The organism is Caldisphaera sp., assembly GCF_046536515.1.
Classification (GTDB): domain Archaea; phylum Thermoproteota; class Thermoprotei_A; order Sulfolobales; family Acidilobaceae; genus Caldisphaera.
Window position 1 is genome coordinate 1 of the sequence record NZ_JAWDMQ010000094.1, and the last position, 2740, is coordinate 2740.

The window sequence follows — 2740 nt, forward strand, 5'->3', positions numbered from 1 at the left end:
CCCTTCAGGGCGGGGAGGAGGTCAGCCCTTTCGTGCAACACTATCCTAGCCATTTTGCTCACCAAGTAATTAAATTTATAGAAATTTTTAAGAAAGAATATATATAATTATTTTAATCGAGTTTATAAATTATTTTAAAAGATGGGGAATTATAAATATGGCAAACATCAGGTTGAAAAACACTACTATTGTTATAATCGTATAAAGGTAATCCTTCTCTCTGGCAAACTGTAGTATTCCTATGAATACTCTTATAACAGGTGTTGCAATTAATATTATTAATCCTAATAAAATTATATCAATTCCATTCAGTCTTTCTATTCCTGAATAAAAATTGCTAAATCCTAAAGTTTTAGTGTTTACATTAGAATTAGGATATATCAATTGTTGTAAAGTATAAGGTCCAGCTCCATTGTGAATTAAAACGAGGGCAATTCCAAATATAATTAATGCAGCTGAAATTATGACTCCAATCCTTAAAGTCCATCCAATAACATCTTCAAACTCTACCATTTTAATCACCTAAATATTCCTAAACCTCTTAATATCATTTCAATGCCAAGGAACAATAAAATAATTGTAAATACATATCTAATAGTTTTATTTTTCATTCCTGGTAATACCTTGGTCCCAGCAAAAGCTCCTAAGAGTACGCCGAGAGCGGTTATACCAGCTATTATTGGCTGAATGTATCCATATATCCAATATATTGAACTTCCAGTAGCAGCTGTTACTCCTATCATAAAATTACTTGTTGTTGTACTAACCTTCATTGGCAGATTCATAGCCCAATCCATACCTAAAACCTTTAAGGCGCCTGAGCCTATGCCTAATAGTCCAGATATTAATCCTGCTCCAAACATAATTATTTCTCCTAACCACCATCTAATGCCATAATATTTTACGTGCTGATTCAGTGCTTGATCGTAGTATTCTCCATGAAGCTTAAATATTTTCGTTGTTATATCAGGCTTTGCTTCTTTTGGAATTTCAAATTTTGACCTTTCTAATTGAAAATATATTTGTATTAATAACACTATACCAAAAACAATATATATGATCGAAGCTAAATGATGACTATAAACCCATGCAGCTATTAAGGATCCTACTATTGCTCCCCCTGATGTAGCGATTTCTAATCCCATTCCTATTTTTACGTTTGTTATTCTATCTTTAACGTAAGCGCTACCAGCGCCACTTGATGTTGCTATGGTTGAAATTAGGCTAGCCCCTGTTGCATAAATTATCGGCATGCCTAAATATAGTGTGTAAATTGGAACTAGAAAAGTGCCTCCCCCTAATCCTACTAGAGAACCAAGGAAACCTGAAACTATGCTCGCTATTGCAAGCAAAGCGAAGTATATTAGTTCCATCATTAATTATTTACACCCTAGCTATTACCTTTTATTAAAAGAATTTAAAAAGTTAAATGATAAGTTTATTAATAGAGTTAATTACATATATTTTAAGAAATTTATTTCTAATTATTTTTATATTTAGTTAAATAAATATATTTTATAAGCATTAAATATATATTATAAAAGAGGGGAAAAATGGAAGAGTCATTTCAAAATTTTATTGCCGATTTAATAGCTAGAAGAGTTGCTGGAGATATAGTATATAGCAATAATCCTAACATTGGATTAAGAAAATGGAGGGATTATTTTGAGGTATCACAATTGGAAGTAGCAAGAATTATGGGGGTTTCAGCTAGCGTTATAAGTGATTATGAAAAAGGTAGGAGAGCACCTGGAGCTAACTTTATAAAAAGATATGTTAGGGCTTTGTTAGCTATTGATCATCAAAGAGGTTGGAAAAAATTAGATGCTTTATCAAAAGCTTTAGGGATACCTAGAGGAGCTATTATTGATATGATGGAATTTAATGAACCCATTTCTATAGAAGGATTAATAGAATTAGTTGATGGAATTCTACTAACTCCAGATTATTCCGAATCTATTAGAGCATATGGATATACATTAATAGATAGTATAAGGGCAATAGTAGAACTCAGTGGTCCACAATTTTATTTTCTTTTAGGTTCAATGCCAGAAAGAGCAATTATTTTTTCTAATGTAATGGCAGGCCGAAGTCCTATGGTAGCTGTTAGGGTTTCATTAGTTAAGCCCGGTATAATTATAATCCATGGCCCTAGGAGATATGTTGATCCTTTGGCTATTGAATTAGCAAGATTAGAAGGGGTTGCTTTAATATTAAGCCTAGCTAAAGATATAAATTTATTAATAAAAAAATTAAGGTCAAAAGTTGGAACTGGTGAGACTAACTACTTTTCAGTTTTAGAATAGCTTCAGCTATGTCTCCATTAGATTCTATCAAAGCTTTTCTAGCAGTTTCTTTATCAACATTGGCTTGTTCCATAACAAGTTTAATATCTTCCTCGCTAATTTGGCTTTCTTGCTTATTTTCATTTAATGGCTCTATTTTTTTAGGCTCTCCGATTATGTAAAGCATAGTTGGTTGGTTTTTAGCTTTAATTATCATAACCTGAGGATCTTCAACTATTATTTTAGATCCGTCGGTTTCATTTATAGTTACACTTTCAGCTTTAACCTCCTCGATTTCCATTCCAAGCCTTTTCATTGCTTTTTTCAAATCTTTTGGATTAACTCCCATCAACTTAAATCGCCGTCTGACCTACTCCTCATCCTAAAGTGTGAGCTCCCTGAGATCTAAAAGATTACACTCCTTTTATTGGTGTTACTCTATTTACTATTTTAGG

4 protein-coding genes are annotated in these 2740 nt (G+C 32.2%); 1 reads left to right on the top strand and 3 read right to left on the bottom strand.

The genetic code is table 11. From position 1 onward, the window contains the following. Nucleotides 1-129: 129 nt before the first annotated feature. Both RXO53_RS08085 and RXO53_RS08090 read right to left on the bottom strand, forming a co-directional pair. Complete coding sequence (locus RXO53_RS08085) at nucleotides 130-513, bottom strand: DUF1634 domain-containing protein (protein ID WP_410713709.1); 384 nt, start codon at nucleotides 511-513, stop codon at nucleotides 130-132. A gap of 5 nt (nucleotides 514-518) precedes the next feature. Further along, entirely contained in the window at nucleotides 519-1376 is an 858-nt protein-coding gene (locus RXO53_RS08090; RefSeq protein ID WP_410713710.1) for a sulfite exporter TauE/SafE family protein, read from the bottom strand. Between the two features lie 177 nt (nucleotides 1377-1553). On the opposite strand from RXO53_RS08090, the gene RXO53_RS08095 reads away from it, so the two are divergent. After that, a complete protein-coding gene (locus RXO53_RS08095; RefSeq protein WP_410713711.1) occupies nucleotides 1554-2306 on the top strand; it encodes a helix-turn-helix domain-containing protein in 753 nt (250 codons plus the stop codon). On the opposite strand, the gene RXO53_RS08100 is transcribed toward RXO53_RS08095, so the two are convergent. Next, a complete protein-coding gene (locus RXO53_RS08100; protein WP_410713712.1) occupies nucleotides 2281-2634 on the bottom strand; it encodes a nascent polypeptide-associated complex protein in 354 nt (117 codons plus the stop codon). The two genes, RXO53_RS08095 and RXO53_RS08100, sit on opposite strands and share 26 nt — an antisense overlap. Nucleotides 2635-2740 lie beyond the last annotated feature (106 nt).